Here is a 22,842-nt window from a genome sequence, read left to right on the forward strand (position 1 = left end):
ATCTGTCTTGCCGAGTATGATGAATCAATCGTTAGGCTGCTCCAGCACCAAGACCTCGGTCCAATGTTGACCTCCGTCTATCGTTCGATAGATCGCAGGATGCGTTAAGCTCGTATCCGCCATCCAGCCTGACTTAATATTCGTGAATGAAATGACACTACCATATCCTTCAATAGAAGGCTGGTTAGTCCACGTCTTTCCCCCATCAAATGAGCTTCCGACACCGATCTTCTCACCTGCCGGCGAGAATCCAGCAAGATAGGCCGCTCCATTCACCAGTGATAAATTCCCAGGATGCCCGGCAGGTGCTGCAGGACCGACATCGATATACCCTGCAGAGTTACCCGGCGCAGGTCCAGCTCCAGCTGTATCTTGACTGATCACTTTGTAGAAGCTCTGACCTGCATTCCTCGAAGCATACAAGGCGTAAGATTGCTGAGACATACCAGCTCCTCCATTCAGTCTCACCCATACCTCCTGACCGTTCACAGCAATTTCGCCGCCACTGACTGACTCGGATGCAACGGAGAGCCGAACATCCCAATCCTTGCCACCATTGGTCGTTTGATGCAGCTTATATCCGTATCCCGGATGAACCGTTAGTGCATATCCTTTCTTCGGATCAGAGAATACAGCATATCTTGTGTTAGTTGGGGTTGCAATCTTGCTCCAGCTGCTGCCTCCATCGGAGGTGTAGTAAGTGTATGCCCTTGAGAAGCCAAACCCTTGATCCTTCTCCCGGAAATCGATTCGCTGCAGATACATTGAACCTGTCCTTATCTTGAGTAATGATTTTCCGCCATCATCCGTATACAATAATGCGTTCGGACCCCCACTTACTGATTTCGCAAGCGCGTAACCCTCTCTATTGTTGATGAAATCAAGCTGAGTAAACTGCCATGTGCCTGTGTAAATGTTCTGCCAGTGATCACCGGCATCCGATGTACCGATCATATATCCATTGCCTGCTGCTCGTCCCGTCGTTCCGTTTAGAAACTGAATATCACTGATATAGAAGTCTTCTCCTCCTGCAGGCTTATTTCCCGTGAGTGCACTCGTATCCTCCGCTGAAACAGTACCCATAACAGCCATGGATCCTGTCAGAGCCAACGTTAATGTTAATTTAGTTATTCTAGCGAATGGAGCTAATCTTCCGTTTGTTCTTCCCATGATCAATTCTCCCCTTTTATATCAACAACTTAGATCCTGAATTTGTGAATCCCGAATCCATATAGTTATTTAACCAATTAACTTCATTTCTTATTACCATCTTTCTAGATTGTCTAATTTAGATCTTGAAGCATCGCATGACTAAAAAGACGGGAGAAAACGATCCCCCATCTCGTATCACGATTCAGTTCAGAAACTATGTCGTTAGCTTAGATACCATGGACTGAAATTGATTGCAGTAGATAGAGGTGGAAAATTCGTTTTTAATATGCTGCTCAGCAGCGGAAATTATCTGGTTCCTCAAGTCCCGATTTCTCATTAAGGTCAGAGATTCACCAACTGCATGCTTAATATCTCCGAGGTTGTAATATTTGCCTGTTACATTATGCGTAATAAGCCGCTTTACTCCATCCGAATCGGTTGATAGTACCGGACATCTGCATAGCATCGCTTCCGCAACTGCGTAACCAAAGCCCTCTCTAATAGATGTTGAACACAAGAATCCCCCTGAATCTCCAATTATCGATAGATAGTCTGCCATTTGCTCATGCGGGATATTGGAATATCGAATTAACCGTTCAGACAAGTTTAGTGTACGTACGCTAAATTCGAAATAATCTCTTTGCGAGGGATCAGATAGTGTATCATCATCAAACATCCATAAATATAGGTCTGGAATCTGTTTTCTTAATTCAAAACCTATTCTTAAGTACTCGGTCCAATTCTTGTTCTGTTCGATACGGCCAATCCAGCCGATAATCGGAAAGGGTTTAACAGGGTATGAGACATATCCAAAATGCTCTGTATCGAGAGGATCATCAAAACAGAACTGCGGAATTTCAGGAAAGATTTGCTCAAACCATTGCTTTAGGTGCGAAGTTCGGGGATATAACAACGCGTCTGCAAATTCTCGAATACTTGGATCGAATACCTTAAGCAGTTCAAGAGCAGTATCTGTTGTACCCAGACCTTGAATCTCAAAGACAGCTTTGCCACGAAAGCCCATTTCTTTTATCTTTTGAAGCAGGTGAATGTCTGTGCAAACGACGATCATGTCATAATTCTCTGACTCAATGATGCGTTTAATTTCCTCATTATCGTTGGTTACAAATGTTTTTATCCCTTTTATATTTTTGCGGCCTTCACCATCAACAGCATATAATAGATGGCATTCATATCCACGATCCATAAGTGCCTTGCTTCTCACACGATTTAACGTTTCCATACCGCCGCTCGGATTAAAAAATGTAAAAAGTATTTTCATCTTCCACTACCACGCATTCTTATATTTAAATTTTAATGCCTGTTCTAGATGCTCGGTTTTGAACATTTCATTATAGTAATCAAGCTTCTGTGGTAAATAAGGGGAAAAGCGATAACCGATTTGAGAATGATCTGGTGTGTAAAAATTGGACATCACGCTAGGCTCGGACTTGGATAATTCATTTAGCAAGGTTTCCATCTCCATAACGTCTGTCGTACAAGCATTGCCCAGGATCATCGTATAAGGCGTTTGAACCATCTGGACGGCAATGAGACTTGCTACATTTTCGTTCACTGTGGGATACCACTTGAAATCCGTTATTGGATGGGGGACTTCGGACAACAGCGTTTGAACACTCTGATCTGTGGTAAGATCCAGTACATAACAGTAGTAATTGCTGAAACTTTGCTCGTACAAGTTCTCCAATCTCATGAGGGATGCTTCATTTGCCATGCTTATGGGAAACAATACCGTCACTTGAGGCTTCATTTTTCTTCTTGATCGAGCCAAATGACGAGCCAAATGATACGTGTATCTCCATCTTCGATGCTGCTCACTTGATTTGAGTGTCGCCGATACGCTAAAGGTCGAATTCACTCTGTAGTCCATCAATTCGACGGGAATGTAGCGGATCTCGCAATTTTCCGTCAAACGGAGCCAATAATCATAATCCTCTACAGGTACAAGATGATAACCATCAATCATTTTGGCATACTTAGTTTTATACATAAACGAAACACCGATAATCGATGAATCTAGCAGCTTCTCCTTTGGCCTGCTCTGGTATTTACGGAGCGCTGCCAGCTGGTGTTCATTGTAAAGACGATTCCCCATATTATCTATGGACTGGAAAGAGCTGTAAACTAGCCCCAGTTCGTCTGAACCCTTTTTCAGTTTCTTCCGCAAGGTTTCCAGAAAAAAGGGGTAGTACACATTATCACTTGAGACCCACGTCAAGTACTCTATATGTTTGTCCAAGAACAAATACTGGAATCCGGTATTAAGCGCATGCGCAACACCTTGATTATTGGCGTAAGCTACGATTTCAACACGCTTATCTCCCTTTACTATGCTCTTGACCAGCGGTTCCATCTCTGGCGCACCGTCAATAACAATCACCATTTTGAATTTACTAAAAGATTGGTTTAACATGGATTCCAATGCTTCTTGGAGAAATTCGGGCTTTTGTATATATACTGGCATGACCACACCTAAATCAACCAAGCCCACTCACCTCTGCTTCCGCACATTTAGTTATATTGTATGAATCGTTCAACCAATGGATTGTGCGGCTATCCCCATTCCAATAATTCAGATAAACTCAAATAACCCATTGTTATCAACAATGGGCCAATCATGAACAAAACAGAATTTATCTTTAAATTTATAAGGACAATGCACTGATCGGTGTTAGTTCCGATTGAAGGACGCCTTGCTCTGTTACCAGATTACCAAATTCATCTAATCCGTAAGTGGAAATTGCCGCTTCGGTGAGCGTCGTATTAATATTGTATTGCACTTCATACGCCACATTTCCTGCAATATTAAAAGAGCGAATGTCTGCACTACGTGCGGCGACCGAATAACTGGATACATATAATGGTGTCAGTGTCAAAGTCGAGATGGGAACAACAAATACCGCTACGATGATATTGGCAACGGAGGTTCCTACATTACGAACACTAACTACAATGTTCGTAGAAGCTGTACCAGAGGCTCTTGTATTTGTAATTAGTCCCGTTGTATAGACCGGCATATATTTCTCCTCCTTTCATCTTACACTATCATTCATATTCAAAAGATTCAGAGAGTTATAGACAAACACCTTTACATGTGCGGATTTTAGTAAAAATGGGTGTTGTCTCAAACAAAAGCTAGGATGTGAAAATAGAATAAGACAAGATAAAACTATTTAAAGCGAGGGGATTACAGTTGACCAATTTTAACTTTCAGGTCACTCCTGTTGGTAACCCTAAATTTGAACCCAGTGTAGCAGTAAACCTTCTGATCCCTGGCATTATGGTTGCTACTGCAGTGGATACAACGACAGGAGTCCCGTTAATTGGGGTGTACCAATCCTTAAACGGTGGATTTTCTTGGTCCAATGCCCTCCTGCCCCTACCTCCCGGATTTACAGGAGCAGAGGCATCAGCCGTTGCTTATGCCTTTCCTAATACATTTGTCATTACTGCGCATGCTTTCCCTGGTGCATCTGATGGGACAGCGATCATTTATATTTCAACCGACAATGGGGCAACGTTTAGCGCACCCAGAATTGTAAATCAGGGATATGGTACCTATATTAATAATGATGAGACCAATGTAATATGCGATACAGCGCAGTCCAGTCCTTATCTAGGAAATATATATGTCACATATAATCACCAATTCAATGTAGCCAATGGTGGAAACTCAACGGCATTCTTCAGCCGCTCCACAGATGGAGGGAACACTTGGCAAACCCCCATACTACTATCTAGTGAAGCTGATCAAGTGGAGCGCCCGGAAGTTGCCGTAGGTCTAGCTGGAATAGTATATGGGGCCTGGATTACAGTTGATCCGTCTGCACGCTTTGTTATTCGCCGTTCGTTGGATGGGGGAGCCACTTTTGAACCACCAGTGCTTGTTTCGATGATTTCACTTGTACCCATTGTGCTTCCTGTTACCGGATACGGCTTCCGCGTTCTTACCTTTGCCAGTATTTCAACTGATCGCTCTATAGGTCCTTACACAGATGCAGTTTATGCGGTATGGCAGGATTATCGACTTGGGTACTCGGATATATTCATGTCGATATCTACTGACCTCGGAGAAACATGGTCTGAACCCGTAAGTATTACTGGGGCACCTACTGGATCACAAAACTTCTTCCCTTCCGTTGACGTAGATCCACTCACTGGAGTAGTCAATATCATATATTACAGCAACCAGATTGATGGGTTTAATCTCGATGTATACGTTGCCCGCTCCATCAATGGAGGTCAAACTTTTACCAATACACGTATCACGAACGTCTCTTTTAATCCCAACGGCTCAAGCCCCACTCCAGTTCCATTAATTGGAGATTATATTGATATTATTAGTGTGCCTCCAGGGGGCTATATTGGAGTGTGGACAGATACCAGTACCGGAGCTCAAAGCATTTTCTCAGGATACTCGGATATTGTCATTACTTGAATCCACCAAAAATAGATCATTCGTCATTTAACGAATGATCTATTTTTTCGCTTATGCCTCTGCGGCCCTATTTCAGCCTAAAGGATGCAGTGCTAAGTGCAATCAGCTCTCCTCGTGAATTAGTAATTCTCGATTCCGCCGTAATGGATCGACCGGTTTCATGTACAATTTTGCCGGTAACCGTAAGATACTCTTGCTTGGCAGGCATTACAAAATGTACGTTCAGATTGCTGGTAACACTAGGACGATTCGGATATTTCAGCATGACGGCAACGCCCATCGTGTTGTCCAATAAGGAAGACAGAACACCACCGTGGACGATTCCCATGAGGTTCAAATGATGTGGAAGCGGATCAAGCGACACGACGACTTCATCACTTCCAGCATGCTCAAGTTTACATCCCAGATAACCCCAAAACGTGGATTCTGCTGCCTTTGTAATCGACTCAATGTACTCCCTTTGTTCGTCTGTCTGACCACGGGCATCCTCTTGTTCATGATCTATCCTGACCACTGCTCTCCCTCTCTTCTGTATTCATGTATCTATCTTGGGACTGATGGACATTGATTTACGCTGTTGGCTGCTCTTCTTCCTCCTCGAGCAATTTCCGCCTTAGCACTTTGCCCACCATCGTTTTAGGCAGTGACTCTCTAAATACATATTGCCTTGGCACTTTATATGCCGCCAATTGACTGCGACAGAACTGTTCGAGAGAAGCCGGATCAGGCTCTGCTCCATCCTTAAGCACGATATAAGCCTTCACCGACTCTCCACGATAACTGTCCTTCACCCCAACAACAACGGCTTCCTTCACAGAGGGGTGCTCATACAGCACCTCTTCAATTTCCCTCGGATAGATATTGTATCCGCTCGCAATAATCATATCCTTTTTACGGTCAATGATCGTAAAGTAACCCTCTTCATCCATCGTAGCCATATCACCTGTGAAGAGCCAGCCATTCCGGATCGCATCAAAGGTCTCTTCCGGTCTTCCCCAGTAGCCCTTCATCACTTGAGGACCTTTGACAATCAGCTCACCCGGTTCTCCGACAGGCATTTCCTCTCCTGTTTCGGGATGGATCACTCTTGCCTCCGTATCAGGAAAAGGAATGCCGATGGTGCCTATCTTGCGTCTGCCCCATATGGGATTGGCATGAGTTACGGGAGATGCCTCCGTTAATCCATAACCTTCAATGAGACGGCCCTTCGTCATCTCCTCGAATGTATCCTGAACCTCTACTGGAAGCGCAGCCGATCCACTGATACAAGCATTAATTGACGATAGATCATACTCTTTGATCCTGGGATGATTGATGAGGGCAATATACATGGTTGGAGCTCCCGGAAATAGTGTTGGCTTCTTCTTACGAATTAGATTCAATATCATATTGACTTCAAATTTTGGTACCAATATCATCAGCCCAGCTCTGTAAATAGCCTGATTTAATACACATGTCAGTCCGAAGACATGAAAACAGGGCAGTGCCGCCAAATATCGTTCTTGGCCATCCTGGGCCTGGTGGCACCAGTTCCCGGACTGGATTGTATTTGCGATCAGGTTCTTATGGGTGAGCATCACACCCTTCGGTACACCCGTTGTACCTCCCGTATATTGGAGCTGCGCCAATTCTTCCTCCGCATCGACCGACTCCAATATTGGATCTGCAGCTGCGCTTTTGATCAGTTTTGTAAAGGAATGGACTTGGTTATTGTAAGGAATTACAGGCAATAGTCCCTCCTTTTTGGCCTTTATAGGATAGAGCCACTTCTTAATCAACGGAAGGTAGTCTTTAACACCTGTAATGATCGTGTGCTTGATCTCCGTTTCCTGCACAATGTTCTCAACCCGGGAATAGAAGGTATCCAGTGTAATGATCAGCTTCGCTCCGGAATCCTTCATCTGGTAGGCAAGCTCGCGTTCCATATATAGTGGATTGGTCATCACCGCTACGCCGCCAATCAGCAGCGTACCATAATAGGCAATGACCACCTGGGGACAATTGGGCAGCATAATGGCTACCCTGTCTCCTTTCTTCAATCCTAAGCCTCGCAGCACGTGTGCCATTTGATAAGACAGCATTAGCAGACTCTTGTAGCTAATCGTCTTGCCCATAAAATACATCGCAGGCCGATGGGGAAACTTCTGTGCTGACGTGACCAGAAACGCGGCCAAGTTCTGATTCGGATACTCATAAGATGGGGCCACTTCGGCCTCATAAAACGGCAGCCAGGGCTTATCGTTCATGACAATCATCCCTTTCATTCTCTTTCATCGAGAATGCTTCCTCGCTGACCTACTCCTCATCCAAAACCATCTGATCTCTTCAGATTAAACCGTATAACGTTCATTATTGATAACACGAGCAGCGATGCTGCGTTTATACTGTGTTGTATTCACCGGATTGCTTCTCGTCAGCTTTTTGAGTACTGATAATTGCATACGCAGCATATCTCCGGACTCCACAGTAGTCAGCAGTTCTTTTGCCACAGATTCTACTCTCAAGAATGCTTCGTAAGCAAACACTTTTGTCATTTCAATCATATTTTGCGTTCTCTCTTCAGAGGTTCTCGCTAGTTGTTTGTTCGTACGGGTAAGCACACTTTCGAGTGCAAAAATATCTATCATCATATCGGCAAGACCCGCGAGCACTTCCTGCTCCTTCTCGAGCTTCGTCCCGTATTTCTGTACGGCAAGACCTCCAGCTAGTAAGAATATCTTCTTGCTCATATCTAGAAAATGCTCTTCTTGCTCTAAGATCCCTTCAAACGTTTGATTCGGTATGATTTGCAGTATCTCATTTTGTAGAGCCTGTGCTTTTTGGAGGAGTGCTAACTCTCCCTTTAGTGCCTTCTTCACGAGTGTGCCTGGAATCAGAAGCCGATTGATCTCATTGGTCCCTTCAAATATCCGATTAATCCGTGAATCGCGGTATAAACGCTCAATTTTGTATTCTTGAATGTAGCCGTAGCCGCCATGGATTTGTACACCTTCATCCGCGATTGAGTCTAGGTTCTCGGAAGAAAACACCTTATTGATCGAGCATTCAATCGCATAATCGGAGATTGCAGCTGCAGCCCGTGTTCCTGCATCATTCGCTATATAATCAATATCCTGCATCGCCTCGTCCAGTAGTCCAGCTGTACGATATACCATACTCTCAACTGCAAATGTTCGAATATTCATCTCTGCCAGCTTCTTGCGAATAAGCGGAAAATTCGAGATTGGTGTCTCAAACTGTTTTCGTGTATTCGCATATTTCGTGCTGAGCTCAACCGCTTCCTTGGCCGCTCCTACAGAGCCTGCCGCCAGTTTGTATCGACCGATATTCAGGATATTAAAAGCAATTCGATGGCCTTTGCCGATCTCGCCTAACAAATTCTCCTTCGGTACCTTAACATCCTCAAAGTAAAGGGGGCGTGTGGATGAGCCTTTGATTCCCATCTTCTTCTCTTCCGGTCCAAGCGTAAAGCCTTCCATTTCTTTCTCTACAATAAAAGCGGTAAAGTGCTCACCATCGATCTTCGCGTACACAATGAAGATATCTGCGAATCCCGCGTTTGTAATGTAGAGCTTAGATCCATTCAAAATATAATGTTCACCATCTTCCGATAACACAGCGGTCGTTTTTGCGCTCATTGCATCCGAGCCCGAGGTGGGTTCCGTTAAGCAATAGGCGGCAATTTTGGCCCCAGATGCAAGATCGGGCAAATACTTTTCCTTTTGTTCCCGTGTACCGAAAAATACGATCGGCAATGTCCCAATACCGACATGAGCACCGAAGGACAAGGCAAAGGATGAACCCTTGGCCAGCGACTCGCTGATGATGGTCGAGCTGACTTTATCGAGGCCGATTCCGCCGAATTCTTCCGGCACATCAGCCCCAAGCAGTCCAAGCTCACCGGCCTTTCGAAGCAGCTCTACGGTGAGGTCATAATTCAGCTTCTCGATCTCCTCATCTCTTGTTACCACTTCACCATCGATGAAGTCGTGAACGGTCTCTGCAATCATGCGATGCTCCTCGGTAAAATCTTCGGGCGTCAGGATGCGATCAAGATCTGCCTTGTCTATGACAAAGCTTCCACCTTTGATTTTTGGTTCTTTGGTTTGGTTGTCGCTCATGAGAATTAGCTCCTTTCGGGGTAGGTGATGGTTGATCGATGAAGAAAGTTAGTGTGCATGTGTGCGATAAGATGAAATGAGTGCAGCAATGATGGTGTGAGTGGTTCGATGATGATATGAGTACTGCTGTGGGTGCTCCGATGGCGAATCGGGTTCCGAGCCTTCTTGCCCTTGGATTTCTTCTGATTCCACTCTAATGGTGAATTCCAAGGGCAAATACGCACGCTTCGCTTCTTCACCCGATTTCGCCCTCTCCGCTTGATGCTGCACTCCTTGCGTAAAGTGCAATTCTTCCTCTCTCAACCTTGTGGGTTTGAGAGGGGGGGACGGCTTCCTTTCCTTTGGTTTATGGAAGTCGTCTGTTTCTTTAAGTTCAGGGGAAACTGTAGAGCTTCGATGATGATGTGAGTGCTGCTGTGGGCGCTCCGATGGCGAATCGGGTTCCGAGCCTTCTTGCCCTTGGATTTCTTCTGATTCCACTCTAATGGTGAATTCCAAGAGCAAATACGCACGCTTCGCTTCTCCACCCGATTTCGCCCTCTCCGCTGATGCTGCACTCCTTGCGTAAAGTGCAATTCTTCCTCTCTCAACCTTGTGGGTATGAGAGGGGGGACGGCTTCCTTTCCTTCGTCTTAAGGAAGTCGTCTGTTTCTTTAAGTTCAGGGGAAACTGTGAGCTTCGATGATGATGTGAGTGCTGCTGTGGGCGCTCCGATGGCGAATCGGGTTCCGAGCCTTCTTGCCCTTGGATTTCTTCTGATTCCACTCTAATGGTGAATTCCAAGAGCAAATACGCACGCTTCGCTTCTCCACCCGATTTCGCCCTCTCCGCTGATGCTGCACTCCTTGCGTAAAGTGCAATTCTTCCTCTCTCAACCTTGTGGGTATGAGAGGGGGGACGGCTTCCTTTCCTTCGTCTTAAGGAAGTCGTCTGTTTCTTTAAGTTCAGGGGAAACTGTGAGCTTCGATGATGATGTGAGTGCTGCTGTGGGCGCTCCGATGGCGAATCGGGTTCCGAGCCTTCTTGCCCTTGGATTTCTTCTGATTCCACTCTAATGGTGAATTCCAAGGGCAAATACGCACACTTCGCTTCTTCACCCGATTTCGCCCTCTCCGCTGATGCTGCACTCCAATACGTGAAGAGCAGTTCTTCCTCTCTCAACCTTGTGGGTATGAGAGGGGGGACGGCTTCCTTTCCTTCGTCTTAAGGAAGTCGTCTAATGCAACCTAGGCTGTGCTGGCTGTCTGCCCATGCACCTCGAACACACCCGCTGCACCCATACCTCCACCGATGCACATGCTCACTACTCCATATCCTCCGCCTCTACGGGCAAGCTCGGAGACCAGGCTCACGGTAAGCTTCGCTCCTGTACAGCCTAACGGATGACCAAGAGCAATGGCACCTCCGTTCACATTGACCTTCTCTTCGTCAATATTGAGGGTACGGATGATATGCAGGCATTGGGAAGCAAACGCTTCGTTAATTTCAAACAGCGCCACCTGATCCAGCTCAATACCTGCCATTCTCAGCGCTTTCGGTATAGCCTCGACAGGTCCTACACCCATGATTTCCGGCTCCACACCTGCCAAAGCAAACGAGCGGAAGGTCGCCAGGGGCTCAAGGCCGAGCGCCTCTGCTTTTTCCCTGCTCATTACAGCAACCGCTGCTGCACCATCGCTCGTTTGAGATGCATTGCCTGCAGTAACCGTGCCTTTAACCGAAAAAGCAGGTCTCAAACGAGCCAACCCCTCTGCTGAGGTATCTGGACGTACGCCTTCATCGGTATCAAAGGTAAACTTCCGGTTCCTGATACGGCTATTGTCATCAATGGACGTATGGGTAACCTCAACTGGCACAATTTCATCCTTGAATCGGCCTGCAGCGATTGCCGCATGGGCTTTCCGATGACTGTTTACGGCATAGGCATCCTGCGCCTCCCGATTAACCCCGAACCTACGGGCAACCTCTTCAGCTGTGTGTCCCATACCCATATATACTTCCGGCATCTCCTCCACAATTCGGTAATGTGGAGCAGGCTTAAATCCGGTCATAGGCACATGACTCATACTCTCCACGCCTCCCGCAACAATGACTTCAGCAGATCCAAGCATAATCCGTTCCGCCGCAAATGCGATCGCTTGCAGGCCAGAGGAACAGAACCGATTGATCGTCAATGCAGGAACGGTAACAGGGAAGCCGGAATACAAGGAAATGATGCGAGCAACGTTCAACCCTTGCTCTCCTTCCGGCATTGCACAGCCAAGGATAATATCCTCGACATCTTCCTTTTTCAACCCTGGTGCTCGTTCAATGACCGCTTCAAGCACGGCTTTGCCCAAATCCTCTACTCGTGTATCCGCCAGGCTCCCTTTCTTGGCCTTGCCTACAGCGGTTCGGGCAAGTGACACAATGACCGCTTCTCTCATACAAATCACCTCAACCTTTAAAGGATATAGGTACTGATAGTTTTAATGAGTGTATTTCATAAGTTCTGTTGGTTGTTGATACGTTGCAGTCAGCTTAGATGCCTCCTAATTGCGAAGAGGCTTCCCTTTGGCAAGCATGTGCTGCATGCGCTGCTGTGTTTTCACTTCACCTAGAAGACTCAAGAAGGCTTCCCGTTCAAGGTCCAATAAATACTGTTCTGACACGCAGGTACCTGCCGGTACATCACCCCCTGCCAGTATATGAGCAAGCTTCTTCGCAATGAGGTAATCATGATCACTAATATATCCGCTCTGCTTCATACCAAGCGCTCCCAGCTGAAGCACCGCACGTCCGTCACGCCCTGCAACTCTTGCCTTACCTGAAGGAGCAGGTGTGTAACCTTCACGATCCAACTCAAGTACCGCCTGCTTGGCTTCATAGATGCGATAATCCTGATTCATCACGACACGATCGTGGGAGCGGCCATATCCCATTTGTAGTGCTTCGTGTCCACTGGATGATGTTTTGGCAAGTGCAATCATTTCAAATATCCGGTTAAGCTCAGGCTGAAGGTCCGCCTGTTGATCCGGGAAACGCTCGCTCGTCATTCGCACCAGTTCTTTACATCCGCCACCAGCCGGAATCAAGCCTACTCCTGTTTCTACCAAGCCAAAATAGGTTTCCGCGGAGAAAACAATACGGTCCGCTGGAAGACAGGCTTCTACGCCTCCTCCAAGCGTCATTCGATGTGGAGCAGCCGCAACCGGTTTAGCTAATTGCTTAAGCTTCATCATGCTTCCTTGGAACAATCGGATAATGTCATCAACCTCATCCCAATCTCCACTTTGAGCTTCCATGAGCATCAGCATCAAATTAGCGCCTACACAGAAGTTTCGGCCTTCATTGGCAAGCACCAGGCCTCTATAATTGGCTTCGACTTCTTCGGCTGCCTGCTGAATCATGACCAGAATGTCGGCGCCAATGGCATTGTTCGGAGAGGTGAATTCCAGAAGGGCGACCTCATCTCCAATATCAATCAGATTTGCGCCTGTGTTTGAACGGATGATTTTATTTTGCGCTTTCAACGATGCTAAGGATATGATCTCAGGCTGTTTCTCTACCGCTCGGTACTCCCCTTTAAGATATTGGAATACGTCTCCGTCCTTTTGCCGATAAAAGGAGTTGTTCCCTGCAGCGATCCAGCTCTTCACCCATGCAGGCACGACCAATCCCTCGGCTTCCATACGGTCAACCGACGCTGGCAGACCGATCAGATCCCAGGTCTCAAACGGACCCAGCTCCCAATTAAATCCCCATTTCATCGCATTATCGATATCCTCGATGGAATCCGCAATTTCTCCGAGCTTCTCGGCGGAATAGATCAGCACTTGCTTTAGTACATTCCATGCAAGCTCTGAATATCGGTCCTTCGTATTCAGAAAGGCCTTGATCTTCTTCCCCGCACCTTTGACTGCCTTCGCAGCTTCAAGCGATGCTGAGCTGATCTTGGCGCTTGGACTGTATTCCATATTAGCTAGGTTGAGCGATAGAATCTGACTGCCGTGATCTCCTTTCACTTTTTTGTAGAACCCCTGACCACTCTTCTCACCAATCCAGCCTCTTGACAACAATTCCTGCAGTGCGACAGGCACTTCAAATATGTCCCTTTCTGCACCATCCGGCACGGAATCATATACGTTCTTCGCCACATGAACAAAAGTATCAATCCCCACCAAATCCAGCGTACGGAACGTTGCACTCTTAGGTCTGCCGAGCACCGGTCCTGTTGCGGCATCCACTTCCTCCACCGTGTAACCGTTTTGCGCCATTTCCCTCAACGTGACAAGCAGCCCATAAGTCCCGATACGGTTTGATATAAAATTTGGTGTATCCTTGGCGATGACGACGCCTTTTCCTAACCTTTTCTCACAAAATTCTTTCATGAATGACGTAATCTCGGGATCTGTGTCGAACCCTGGGATGATCTCCAGCAGCTTCATATGCCGTGGTGGATTAAAAAAATGCGTGCCTAGAAAATGACTCCGAAACTCCTCACTGCAATCCTCCGCCATGGCATTCACCGAAATTCCGGACGTGTTCGTGCTGACAATGGTTCCTTTTGTACGCACCGATTCGATCTGTTTCATGATGGACTTCTTAATTTCAAGCTTTTCAGTAACGACTTCAATGATCCAATCGACTTGTTTCAGTAGATTCAAGTGATCCTCTATGTTACCTGGTGTAATGCGTTCTGCAAAATGGGGAGCATACAGTGGAGCCGCACTTGATTTAGGAAGTGCAGCAATCGCTTGCTTAGCAAGTCGGTTACGTACTGCAGGATGTTCCAGTGACAGCCCCGCTTGCTCTTCTTCTGATGATAATTTAGCAGGCACAATGTCCAAGAGCAGACAAGACAGTCCCGCATTCGCTAGATGTGCAGCAATTCCTGCACCCATGACTCCGGAGCCAATAACGGCAGCTTTTGATATGGACCTCTTCTTAATCGCAGTTGTATGCGTAGGACTTAACATTTGGTTCACTTCGCAACGACCTCCTGTTCATTAATTTCGGCAACACCGAAGACGGATGCTTCCAATATTTCTGCAATATCCTTCGTCTGCACTTTTGCTTCTACTTCTTTAAGCTTCGTACCATCCTCCAGCATCGTCAGACAGTAGGGACAAGCAGAGCTGATCATCGTCGGGGATACAGATAGTGCCTGTTCAGTCCGAGCTAGATTTACACGCTTGCCGGTATCCTCCTCCATCCACATCTGTCCTCCGCCGGCACCGCAGCACATCCCGTTCTCTCGACTACGTTCCATTTCCACGAGCTCGACTCCTGGAATGGCGCGCAGCACATCACGCGGCTGATCATACACATCGTTATATCTTCCGAGATAACAGGAGTCATGATAGGTGATTTTTTCATGTAAAGTATGCTTGGGAATCAGTCTGCCGGTCTTGACCAGCTCATCCAGCAGCTCGGTATGATGAAGCACTTCTGCTGTAAGGCCAAACTCGGGATATTCGTTCTTAAACACGTTGAATGTATGGGGACAGGCTGTAACGATTTTTTGAACACCATATTTATTAAAAATTTCAATGTTTTCCGTACACAGCTGCTGGAACAAGAATTCATTCCCCATACGTCTCGGTGTATCACCCGAATTCTTCTCTTCATTGCCCAAGATCGCAAAGTTGACACCTGCCTCATTCATCAAATGAACTAGGGAACGCGTAACCTTACGGCTCCGATTGTCATATGACCCCATTGAACCTACAAACAATAGAATGTCAAAGTCCGGATTCTCCTTCACCGTCGGAATGGTCAAATTCAAGGTACCGTCCGGGTCAATTTCCTTCACCCATTTGCTGCGTTCTGCACGACTGATGCCCCATGGATTGCCTTGGCGCTCAATATTCTGCATCGCTCGTTGTCCTTCATGAGGTACACTTCCTTCCATCAACACGAGATGACGCCGGAGATCCACGATCTTATCAACGTGCTCGTTAGCAACAGGACACTGATCCTCACAATTACGGCAAGTTGTACAAGCCCATATTTCTTCTTCTGTCATGACTCCTCCGATGAGCTGGACATCCTTGGCACTGACACCTTCAACTTGATGCCAGGCTCTTTTTTGCACACCCATGGTCGGACGAATGTCGGTAATTCCTTCCCCTGTCCAATCGGTAAGAGATAGGTCTGCAGCTCTCATTTCATGTACACCGGCGTAACCGAACACACTAGCAGGCATCCAGGCCGACTTTGACGTAAGTGCCTCACCCTTTTCCGTTAAATGATCTCTTAACTTGATAATCATGTGCATGGGTGACAGGAGCTTGCCGGTATTCGTCGCCGGGCATACATGGGTACATCGCCCACACTCTACACAAGCATAGAAATCGAGCATTTGCTTCTGGGTAAAATCTTCGATTTGGCCGACACCATAGGACTCTGCCTCTTCATCTTCCAAATCAAGCTTGCTTAGCTTGCCTGGTGAATCTGTTCGTCGAAACAGGATGTTAATGGGTGCGGTAATGAGATGAAAGTGCTTCGATTGTGGGACGTATAGTAGAAAGGAGAGCAGGATCAACAGATGAATCCACCAAAAAAGGTAATACACTGTGGTCACTGCAAATTCGGGCATCCATGTAAATAAGGAAGCAATTCCTGATGAGATGGGTGCATACAATGAAGATGGCAAATCCTCTCTCAGACGTTCAAATGCCATAGTGAGTAGAACGGATATCATTAATGACGTGATAAAAAAGACAACCAGGCTTGGCTTCCAGCCTCTCTTTAACCGATGCAGCTTCTCCCCGTATCTTCGGTAGGCAGCGTATCCTATGGCGAGAAGAATAAGTACGACCGTGATCTCCTGGGTCAAAATAAATCCTTCGTAGCCCGGTATAGGCAAACTGTGCCCCGTGAGCCCCTTCCAGATAATGTCCAGCGCACCGAACTGCAGAATAATAAATCCGTAAAAAACGATAAAGTGCATGATTCCGCTTTTCGGATCTTTGAATAGCTTGCTCTGACCGAAGACCTGCACCATAAATGCAGTAATCCTGTCTTTAATATCCTTACGAAGATTCGCAGGTTTGCCTAATTTGATATATAAATAACGGTGGTATACAACTCTGGCGAATAGATAAACCGCCCAGCCGGTAATGAGGGTAAAGAGCAGCGCATTGATCATTTGTAGAATCATCCTCATCAAGCCCCTTGTAATCATAAGATTTAAATTTCAGCTTGCATGGCGGATCACTGATTGTTGAACTTCACTCCTTTCGGACAAAAACACCTCTTGCCATTGACAAGGCAAATTCGATTCAATAATTAAGCGCTTACAATGCGTCTGCAAAAACAGACCTCCACATCGTTTGGACTTTAGACAATTGGATTGTCATACTCGCTGCAAACCTTGATATGAACGCCTAACGAATCGTCTCAACCTTTGTATAACGATTTCTCACTTCAACAGGGATTGAATCGTTGACAATGACTTGAACGTATTTTATAGTGGTTACAAGAAATGAATGAGTATTCATTCAGAAATTTAACTGTATTCTAACACCGGGGTGAACATATGACAAGTAAAAAAACAGAAAAATATCAACTCATTCTTCAAGGCGCCCTCAAAGTGTTTGCCGAGAATGGCTACCATCGATCCCAAGTCTCCAAGATTGCCAAAGCAGCCGGCGTAGCCGATGGCACAATCTACCTCTACTTTAAGAGAAAGGAGGATATCCTGATTCATCTGTTTCAACAGAAGCTTGGCGAGCTGGTGGAGAAATTTCATGACAGTGTCGCTGGCAGCTCTGACCCTACTCAGGCCCTCCGCACGGTATGCCGCATTCATTTTACAGAGCTTGAGAATAATCCCGAGCTTGCGTACGTCACGCAGGTTGAGCTAAGGCAAAGTGATATTGAGCTTCGCAAAGAGATTGGCAAATCACTCAAGCCATATATTGAGCTGATCGAGAATATTCTAGAGCAGGGTATAGAGCTGGGACAGTTTAGAGAAGACCTTAATCTAAAGCTGGTCCGGAACCTCATCTTCGGCTCCATGGATGAAGCCGTTACCTCATGGCTGATCGCAGGACAGAAATATTCGCTTCAGGATCAGGTTGACGACACCCTTGGCTTCTTTCTTCATGGTGTTTCCAAATAAATCAATTTCATAACTCATGTTTTTGAAGGGAGACGATTGAATATGAAGATCGTTGTATTGTTAAAGCAGACTTTTGATACAGAGGAAAAGATCACTCTGCAGAATGGAGTCGTTTCTGAGGATGGTGTGAAATTTGTTATTAATCCATACGACGAATATGCGGTAGAAGAAGCTGTCAAGCTTCGAGATAAGCACGGCGGCAGTGTGACTCTCCTCTCGGTCGGGCCCGAACGTGCGACAGAAGCACTTCGAACAGCGCTTGCGATGGGCGCAGATGAAGCGGTTCTGATTTCGGATGAGCGAATTCCGGATGACGAATATGCTGTTTCTAAAGTGCTGCACGCCTATCTGTCCCAGGAAAATCCGGATCTCATTCTTGGCGGTAACTTCTCCGTAGATCGCGGATCAGGTCAAGTCGCTATCCGTTTGGCTGAGCTTCTTCGCATTCCTCATGCCTCATCCATTACCAAGCTTACGATTGAAGGTACAACAGCAGAAGTTCATCGAGATGCCGAAGGGGATCTTGAAGTGCTTAGCGTATCGCTTCCTGCGCTGTTTACAGCTCAGCAAGGACTCAACGAACCAAGGTATCCTTCCCTGCCCGGCATTATGAAAGCGAAGAAGAAGCCGTTCAAGACTTTGTTGCTGGAAGACCTTGATCTCACTGAAGCAGAAGTTCAGCCTGCTACGAAGCAAGTTGAGCTCACGCTTCCTCCTGAACGCGGCGCGGGTAGAATCCTTAAGGGTGATGCCGAGGATGTTGCCCGCGAACTTGTCGGATTACTGCGCACCGAATCCAAAGTCATTTGAACGGTATAATACGTACGGTATCGTAAGTTTATTGAGCAATGGTGGACTCTATCATGCCATACACATACTTTTGTATGCGGTTTCAATAATATGCAGCTGATCTACCTAAAGTGTATGGTCAATAGAATGTCCAACATGCGTTATTTTTCAAGTATTTAATCATGCATCCTATTTCGGATGACCCTAGGAGGTTCTTGTTATGAGTAAAACATTGCTTGTATATGCCGAGAATCGAGATGGTAAACTTCGTCAGGTAGCACTAGAAACGTTAGGAGCTGCGCAGCAAATAGCTGGTGCTCAGGATCGTATCCAGGTAGTAGTTGCCGGGTCTGACATAACGTCCGCCGTGAGTGAACTTGTTCCCTATGGTGCCGATGTGATCTATACCATTGAGCATCCAGAGCTTGAACACTATAACCCCGAAGCTTATATATCAGTATTAAAATCTGTCTTACAACAGGCAGCACCCGATCTTGTCCTGTTCGGTCATACCGCTCTGGGTAAGGATTTGGCTCCACTGGTTGCAGCCCATCTTGCGGCGGGACAAATCTCGGATATTACTGCCATTGAGGTAGAAGAAGGTAATGCGGTATTTACTAGACCCCTGTATGCCGGTAAAGCCTTTGAAAAACGTGTGTTTGAGAATGGGCCAGCCGTCATTACCATTCGTCCGAACAATGTTGCTGCAGCGACTGCACCGGAAGGTAGTGCTTCCCCCATTGAAGATATTGCTTATCCATCTCCATCGCTACGCACGATCGTAAAGGATGTCGTTCAGAAGACGACAGGCAAGATTGATCTTAGCGAGGCAAAAATTGTGGTCTCTGGAGGCCGAGGAGTGAAGAGCGTAGACGGCTTCAAGCCACTTGAAGAGCTCGCTGATCTGCTCGGCGGAGCTGTTGGTGCTTCCCGCGGAGCGTGTGATGCAGGCTATTGCGATTATTCGCTGCAAATTGGTCAGACAGGGAAAGTCGTTACGCCCGAAATTTATATTGCATGCGGCATTAGCGGTGCCATACAGCATTTGGCTGGAATGAGCCAATCGCGTGTTATTATTGCGATTAACAAGGATCCTGAAGCTCCCATCTTTAAGGTTGCCGATTACGGCATTGTCGGTGATCTGTTTGATGTTGTGCCTCTGTTGACTGCGGAGTTTCGGAAGGTACTCGTATAGGCGTTCCATAATTGGACGCCGCTCTCCGGTTGCTCGCAACCGTTGATTTGAATTTTTATAAATTTCACTTAGAAGTAGGAGAAGAATTTCTTTGTGGGTGAAGCTAGCGTTGCATTTTTTGGCTCCCTCTCTCCGGTTGCTTCGCAAAAGTCGTTCGGTATCCAAAAAATTTCACTTGTAGCTGGGGGGAAATTCTTTGAAGGTGAAGCTAGCGTTACATTTTTTGGCTCCCTCTCTCCGGTTGCTTCGCAAAAGTCGTTCGGTATCCAAAAAATTTCACTTGTAGCTGGGGGAAAATTCTTTGTGGGTGAAGCTAGCGTTGCATTTTTTGAGCTCCCTCTCTCCGGTTGCTTCGCAAAAGTCGTTCGGTATCCAAAAAATTTCACTTGTAGCTGGGGGAAGAATTCTTACGCGTGGTGCAGGCGTTGCATTTTTTTGGGCTCCTTCCCTTCGTTTGCTCGCAAAAGTCGAAGGAGCTTTCAATAATTTCACTTGTAGGAAACAAAAAGACTGCTCTTGTTCCTGTTGGAATTTAGAGCAGTCTTTTGGGTCCGTCAACATGAGGCTTGCCGCTAATACATGGAATCTATTTAGTAATAGCTTAAGCTTTAACTGCATCAAGCCATGCTTTTGCAATGAGAGCATGACCCGCATCAGTCGGGTGCACACCATCTCCTGCCCAGAAAGCAGGCTCCGCCTTGGCGCTCGCTTGAGCGAACAAGCCATCCAGTGGAACGTAGTAGGTTCCGAACTCTCGAGCCAGATCACGAATTGCATGAATTTTTGGATCAAGATCTACTCTCCATCCCTTCCGATCTTCTGGAACAGGCAGTACAAATGGTTCAATCAATACGATATTTGCATTCGTATGTTCTTTTGTCCGCACAATCAACTCACGGTATGTACGATAAAATTCATCTGCAGAGGTCTCTGCCTTGGAATCGTACCAGCGCCAGGTATCATTAATTCCAATGTAAATAGAGACCCAGGTTGGGTTATGCGCCAGACAATCCTGCTCCCACCTTTGTTCAAGATCAGTGACACGGTTGCCATTAATGCCGCGATTAATAAACTGAATTTGTTTCTCGGGATAACGCAGATTAAGTTCTGCCGCAACCATCATCGCATAGCCCCTGCCAAGGTCACTTCTATTATCGTAATTTCTACCACAATCCGTAATGCTGTCTCCGATAAATAACACTGTAGCTTGGTCTTCAATCCGTGTCATATGTATATTTGCTCCTTTAGAAATGATATGAAGTTCTGAACTTATGATAGCGCTATCAGCATGGACTTGCAACGCCATATATCACTAATTTGTTAGATTACCTGTTAGATTCCATTCATCAAGAGGATTTATCGCATATCTGTAGAATTACCAATTGTTACATAATTCCAGGAGGTGATCTAATGAAAGCACTGCTAGTTATTGATGTACAGAACGCCATTGTCCGGCTAAAGGATTTCACGAAGGAACTCACATTAATGGAACAGGTAATTCAAGATTTCAAAAGAGACGGAAAACCGGTCATTTTCATCAGACATATTGACGATCAGGAAGAAAGTCCATTGTACCGTGATTCAGAGGGATCAAATATACATGATTCACTTCTTGAATATGCCGAAACTGTAGTTGAGAAGCAGACTCCGAGTGCATTTTTTAATACAAATCTTGCAGAGACACTGGAGAAGTTAGGCGTCAATCAATTATTCATCGTAGGATTTGAGACGGAGTTCTGCTGTTTGTTTACGGCGATATCAGCCTATGACCGCGGATATAAAGTGACCTTGATTAAGGATGCAACAGGTACGGGGAATACACCGGATACGTATGAGATGAAGGATTTGGACATCAAGGGTTTTGTCGGAAAAGTGCTTGATTGGTCAGGTGCCATTGAGGTGCTCGATCACGATAGCTATGTTCGGAAATATACCGTACACAATACAATCTAAATCTATTTTATACAAATCTATTTCAGTATAAAGGGATGAACCAAGGTCACATAGTGCTTGGGGCACAATCAATTAAACAGCACTAATCATTTATCAGACTTTTAAATGAATTTCCATATGACTTTATATAAAAATGCCTTGCTCATCCCTAAAAACTATTTATAACGGTTAGCAGTTAAGCACTTTGAAGAGATTCATCAAGCTCCATCTCCAAGTAAACCGGACAATGATCACTTCCCATGATATGACAGTCTGCCCCTGAATCCTTCAAGTACGGTGCGAGCCGGTTCGAAGCAAGGAAGTAATCAATACGCCAACCAATATTCCGCTCCCTGACTTTTGCCATATAAGACCACCAGGTGTACACATCCGTCCGATCGGGATAAAAGTAACGGAAAGAATCGATGAAGCCTGAATCCAGCAGAAGAGTCATTTTCTCGCGTTCTTCGAGCGTAAAGCCTGAATTACCACGGTTTGATTTTGCATTCTTGAGGTCAATCTCCTGGTGTGCTACGTTCATGTCTCCACATACGACCACAGGCTTATACTTGTCCAGCTCATTAAGATATGCTCGAAAACGTTCCTCCCAATCCAGACGAAGCGGTAGACGAGATAAATCCCTTCTCGCATTCGGTGTGTACACATTTACCAGATAAAATTGCTCAAACTCCAGCGTGATCATTCGACCCTCCGGATCTGGATCATCCTCACTCATGCCGTACTGTACAGAGATTGGCTTGATTCTTGTAAACACTGCAGTTCCTGAATAACCCTTCTTCTCTGCATAATTCCAATAATCCTCGTAGGCGTCGTCCAGCTCCATCTGAATTTGGCCCTCTTGCAGCTTTGTCTCCTGCAGACAAAAAATGTCCGCATCCATCTGATGAAAATAATCCATAAATCCTTTATTTACACAGGCTCTCAGCCCGTTTACATTCCAAGATACCAGCTTCACTGTAGATGAACTCTCCCCTTTTCGTAAATTTTCTTTGCTCTTACCGTAGTCTTAAATAGACAACCATAAAATTATAACATAGAAAATTCCTTACTCCCTTGCTGCTGTTCA

General features: G+C 45.9%; 19 protein-coding genes. 6 read left to right on the top strand and 13 right to left on the bottom strand.

Annotated elements, in window-relative coordinates; translation table 11 throughout:
- Positions 1-24: 24 nt before the first annotated feature.
- The 4 genes from ACFQ3J_RS08400 to ACFQ3J_RS08415 all read right to left on the bottom strand — a co-directional run bounded on the left by ACFQ3J_RS08400 (position 25) and on the right by ACFQ3J_RS08415 (position 4,190).
- Positions 25-1,170, bottom strand: coding sequence for a hypothetical protein (locus ACFQ3J_RS08400; protein WP_251583592.1), 1,146 nt, complete (start codon positions 1,168-1,170; stop codon positions 25-27).
- A gap of 196 nt (positions 1,171-1,366) precedes the next feature.
- Positions 1,367-2,434 carry a glycosyltransferase family 4 protein gene (locus ACFQ3J_RS08405; RefSeq protein WP_251583591.1) on the bottom strand — a complete coding sequence of 356 codons (1,068 nt, stop codon included), beginning with the start codon at positions 2,432-2,434 and terminating at the stop codon, positions 1,367-1,369.
- Positions 2,435-2,440: 6 nt separating this feature from the next.
- Positions 2,441-3,658 (bottom strand): glycosyltransferase family 2 protein, encoded by a 1,218-nt coding sequence (locus ACFQ3J_RS08410; protein WP_251583590.1) that lies wholly within the window; start codon positions 3,656-3,658, stop codon positions 2,441-2,443.
- A 160-nt stretch (positions 3,659-3,818) separates the two neighbouring features.
- Positions 3,819-4,190: a hypothetical protein gene (locus tag ACFQ3J_RS08415; RefSeq protein WP_091155843.1), complete on the bottom strand. Its 372-nt coding sequence runs from the start codon at positions 4,188-4,190 to the stop codon at positions 3,819-3,821.
- Between the two features lie 176 nt (positions 4,191-4,366).
- Here ACFQ3J_RS08415 and ACFQ3J_RS08420 point away from each other — a divergent pair, with 176 nt between their 5' ends.
- Positions 4,367-5,611 carry a sialidase family protein gene (locus ACFQ3J_RS08420; RefSeq protein WP_091155842.1) on the top strand — a complete coding sequence of 415 codons (1,245 nt, stop codon included), beginning with the start codon at positions 4,367-4,369 and terminating at the stop codon, positions 5,609-5,611.
- Positions 5,612-5,678: 67 nt separating this feature from the next.
- Here ACFQ3J_RS08420 and ACFQ3J_RS08425 read toward each other — a convergent pair whose 3' ends face one another.
- The 7 genes from ACFQ3J_RS08425 to ACFQ3J_RS08455 form a co-directional block, all read right to left on the bottom strand.
- Complete coding sequence (locus ACFQ3J_RS08425) at positions 5,679-6,125, bottom strand: PaaI family thioesterase (RefSeq protein ID WP_091155840.1); 447 nt, start codon at positions 6,123-6,125, stop codon at positions 5,679-5,681.
- Positions 6,126-6,180: 55 nt separating this feature from the next.
- On the bottom strand, positions 6,181-7,857 hold the full coding sequence (locus tag ACFQ3J_RS08430) for a long-chain-fatty-acid--CoA ligase (RefSeq protein ID WP_251583589.1): 1,677 nt from the start codon (positions 7,855-7,857) through the stop codon (positions 6,181-6,183).
- An 84-nt stretch (positions 7,858-7,941) separates the two neighbouring features.
- The gene (locus tag ACFQ3J_RS08435; protein ID WP_251583588.1) at positions 7,942-9,732 is read right to left on the bottom strand and encodes an acyl-CoA dehydrogenase family protein; all 1,791 of its coding nucleotides are present in this window, start codon (positions 9,730-9,732) and stop codon (positions 7,942-7,944) included.
- Positions 9,733-9,780: 48 nt separating this feature from the next.
- Complete coding sequence (locus ACFQ3J_RS08440; protein ID WP_379292598.1) at positions 9,781-10,893, bottom strand: hypothetical protein; 1,113 nt, start codon at positions 10,891-10,893, stop codon at positions 9,781-9,783.
- 65 nt (positions 10,894-10,958) lie between these two features.
- Positions 10,959-12,158, bottom strand: coding sequence for an acetyl-CoA C-acyltransferase (locus ACFQ3J_RS08445; RefSeq protein WP_091155796.1), 1,200 nt, complete (start codon positions 12,156-12,158; stop codon positions 10,959-10,961).
- A 105-nt stretch (positions 12,159-12,263) separates the two neighbouring features.
- Positions 12,264-14,690, bottom strand: coding sequence for a 3-hydroxyacyl-CoA dehydrogenase/enoyl-CoA hydratase family protein (locus ACFQ3J_RS08450; RefSeq protein WP_251583664.1), 2,427 nt, complete (start codon positions 14,688-14,690; stop codon positions 12,264-12,266).
- A gap of 5 nt (positions 14,691-14,695) precedes the next feature.
- The gene (locus ACFQ3J_RS08455) at positions 14,696-16,876 is read right to left on the bottom strand and encodes a (Fe-S)-binding protein (protein ID WP_251583585.1); all 2,181 of its coding nucleotides are present in this window, start codon (positions 16,874-16,876) and stop codon (positions 14,696-14,698) included.
- 378 nt (positions 16,877-17,254) lie between these two features.
- Here ACFQ3J_RS08455 and ACFQ3J_RS08460 point away from each other — a divergent pair, with 378 nt between their 5' ends.
- The 4 genes from ACFQ3J_RS08460 (at position 17,255) to ACFQ3J_RS08475 (ending at position 20,309) form a co-directional block, all read left to right on the top strand.
- Positions 17,255-17,839 carry a TetR/AcrR family transcriptional regulator gene (locus ACFQ3J_RS08460; protein ID WP_251583584.1) on the top strand — a complete coding sequence of 195 codons (585 nt, stop codon included), beginning with the start codon at positions 17,255-17,257 and terminating at the stop codon, positions 17,837-17,839.
- Between the two features lie 42 nt (positions 17,840-17,881).
- Entirely contained in the window at positions 17,882-18,649 is a 768-nt protein-coding gene (locus ACFQ3J_RS08465; protein WP_251583583.1) for an electron transfer flavoprotein subunit beta/FixA family protein, read from the top strand.
- 199 nt (positions 18,650-18,848) lie between these two features.
- Positions 18,849-19,823, top strand: a complete 975-nt coding sequence (locus ACFQ3J_RS08470; RefSeq protein WP_091155788.1) for an electron transfer flavoprotein subunit alpha/FixB family protein — start codon at positions 18,849-18,851, stop codon at positions 19,821-19,823.
- A gap of 93 nt (positions 19,824-19,916) precedes the next feature.
- A complete protein-coding gene (locus ACFQ3J_RS08475; protein WP_251583582.1) occupies positions 19,917-20,309 on the top strand; it encodes a hypothetical protein in 393 nt (130 codons plus the stop codon).
- A gap of 115 nt (positions 20,310-20,424) precedes the next feature.
- Here the strand turns inward: ACFQ3J_RS08475 and ACFQ3J_RS08480 are convergent, their stop codons facing one another.
- Positions 20,425-21,051 carry an SGNH/GDSL hydrolase family protein gene (locus tag ACFQ3J_RS08480; protein WP_091155784.1) on the bottom strand — a complete coding sequence of 209 codons (627 nt, stop codon included), beginning with the start codon at positions 21,049-21,051 and terminating at the stop codon, positions 20,425-20,427.
- 182 nt (positions 21,052-21,233) lie between these two features.
- Between ACFQ3J_RS08480 and ACFQ3J_RS08485 the strand changes: the two genes are divergently transcribed.
- Positions 21,234-21,776 (top strand): isochorismatase family protein, encoded by a 543-nt coding sequence (locus ACFQ3J_RS08485; RefSeq protein ID WP_091155783.1) that lies wholly within the window; start codon positions 21,234-21,236, stop codon positions 21,774-21,776.
- 175 nt (positions 21,777-21,951) lie between these two features.
- On the opposite strand, the gene ACFQ3J_RS08490 is transcribed toward ACFQ3J_RS08485, so the two are convergent.
- A complete protein-coding gene (locus tag ACFQ3J_RS08490; RefSeq protein WP_091155780.1) occupies positions 21,952-22,731 on the bottom strand; it encodes an exodeoxyribonuclease III in 780 nt (259 codons plus the stop codon).
- Positions 22,732-22,842: the final 111 nt, after the last annotated feature.

Source organism: Paenibacillus provencensis, assembly GCF_042678545.1.
GTDB lineage: Bacteria > Bacillota > Bacilli > Paenibacillales > Paenibacillaceae > Paenibacillus > Paenibacillus provencensis.

What these genes read in the sequence shown, in the direction of transcription:
- ACFQ3J_RS08460 (WP_251583584.1), top strand. Translation starts at nt 17,255, where the DNA reads ATGACAAGTAAAAAAACAGAAAAATATCAACTCATTCTTCAAGGCGCC.
- ACFQ3J_RS08435 (WP_251583588.1), bottom strand. Translation starts at nt 9,732, where the DNA reads ATGAGCGACAACCAAACCAAAGAACCAAAAATCAAAGGTGGAAGCTTT.
- ACFQ3J_RS08415 (WP_091155843.1), bottom strand. Translation starts at nt 4,190, where the DNA reads ATGCCGGTCTATACAACGGGACTAATTACAAATACAAGAGCCTCTGGT.
- ACFQ3J_RS08470 (WP_091155788.1), top strand. Translation starts at nt 18,849, where the DNA reads ATGAGTAAAACATTGCTTGTATATGCCGAGAATCGAGATGGTAAACTT.
- ACFQ3J_RS08485 (WP_091155783.1), top strand. Translation starts at nt 21,234, where the DNA reads ATGAAAGCACTGCTAGTTATTGATGTACAGAACGCCATTGTCCGGCTA.
- ACFQ3J_RS08450 (WP_251583664.1), bottom strand. Translation starts at nt 14,690, where the DNA reads ATGTTAAGTCCTACGCATACAACTGCGATTAAGAAGAGGTCCATATCA.
- ACFQ3J_RS08430 (WP_251583589.1), bottom strand. Translation starts at nt 7,857, where the DNA reads ATGAACGATAAGCCCTGGCTGCCGTTTTATGAGGCCGAAGTGGCCCCA.
- ACFQ3J_RS08465 (WP_251583583.1), top strand. Translation starts at nt 17,882, where the DNA reads ATGAAGATCGTTGTATTGTTAAAGCAGACTTTTGATACAGAGGAAAAG.
- ACFQ3J_RS08480 (WP_091155784.1), bottom strand. Translation starts at nt 21,051, where the DNA reads ATGACACGGATTGAAGACCAAGCTACAGTGTTATTTATCGGAGACAGC.
- ACFQ3J_RS08455 (WP_251583585.1), bottom strand. Translation starts at nt 16,876, where the DNA reads ATGATTCTACAAATGATCAATGCGCTGCTCTTTACCCTCATTACCGGC.
- ACFQ3J_RS08445 (WP_091155796.1), bottom strand. Translation starts at nt 12,158, where the DNA reads ATGAGAGAAGCGGTCATTGTGTCACTTGCCCGAACCGCTGTAGGCAAG.
- ACFQ3J_RS08405 (WP_251583591.1), bottom strand. Translation starts at nt 2,434, where the DNA reads ATGAAAATACTTTTTACATTTTTTAATCCGAGCGGCGGTATGGAAACG.
- ACFQ3J_RS08400 (WP_251583592.1), bottom strand. Translation starts at nt 1,170, where the DNA reads ATGGGAAGAACAAACGGAAGATTAGCTCCATTCGCTAGAATAACTAAA.